This window comes from Barnesiella sp. CU968 (assembly GCF_905219685.1).
Classification (GTDB): domain Bacteria; phylum Bacteroidota; class Bacteroidia; order Bacteroidales; family Muribaculaceae; genus Lepagella; species Lepagella muris_A.
Window position 1 is genome coordinate 1 of the sequence record NZ_CAJMXD010000592.1, and the last position, 1,126, is coordinate 1,126.

The window sequence follows — 1,126 nt, forward strand, 5'->3', positions numbered from 1 at the left end:
CTATGGTATTGGCCAATTCTACCCTGCTAATCGAAGGGTTACTCTTTATTGCTTTAAATATAGCCGCTTTTTGCGGGTCATCAGCCGTATTTTGCGGGTCAATTTGACCCTCGAAATTATTTTGCGGGTCTTTTTGCGGGTCATTTTCAACGTCAATCTTATCATCGTGACGTTCATAATACAGAGCCTTGCCTTTAAGAGTCAAGCCGTATCTTTGGTTGGGAGCATTAGGCTTGTCTGGCTTTTCAAGTGCTATAATGCCTCCATCTATTGCCGGATTAAGATGCTGTCTTACAAATGAGTTGCGCGATTTGTAACCCAGTATGTCACATAAATCATATGAGGAGTACCAGTCCTCTCCAATGGCCTTTATGAGTTTAAGTAAGCTCACTTTTATAGGAAGAACGTCATCTGTTTGTTTACTTACTCCCAACTTACTCTTACTTACTCCTGCTGTATCCTTGCTCGTATCATAAGGACGTACAAAAGTAGTTTTGACAATAATACCGTCCTGATTAAATGTCGGGGCCGGCAGTCCTACGCGCTCACATTCTCTCGCCATCATCGACAGGCCACGCCCCCAGTGCTCAATCAGACCTCCGATATACATGACATTGGCGATCACCGGATTCGGAGGCATTGATGTGTTTTTGCGGTCTTCCTCCTCTCTCTGCATAAGTACGTTTGGCGAGATCCTGACCGGAAAGCGTCCGGCGTTTTCGATTATAATGCAGTCATCATAAATCGCAATCCCGACAGTGGCAATTTCATATCCCCACCGCATATGACAGTAGGCGTTGACAACGGCCTCACGCAAAGCATCGTATGGAATTTCAAGTTCATCCTCTCGAATTATTCTGTGGTATGTCGTGCCTGAAAGATTGAGGTGCTTGAAAAAGAAAGCCATTGCTGCATCCACCAACTGGAAGATGTTGCCGACATGCTGCTGATTGTCGATGAAATATTGTTTATCAGTTCCTTTGAACCGGGCAAGACGCAATCTGCACTGAGGATAATCGAAAAATTCTTTACCAAAGAGAACCGCCGCAGAATTGCAGACACTGCCGTTCTTAACCAGTTTCAGTCGTGTCCACAGCGTTGACCCGATGTCGTTAATTGCTTCATT

1 protein-coding gene is annotated in these 1,126 nt (G+C 44.8%); it reads right to left on the bottom strand.

The features are described from left to right. The coding region (locus tag JX312_RS13910) for an ATP-binding protein (protein ID WP_304505012.1) at nucleotides 1-1,126 on the bottom strand (1,126 nt) is incomplete at both ends.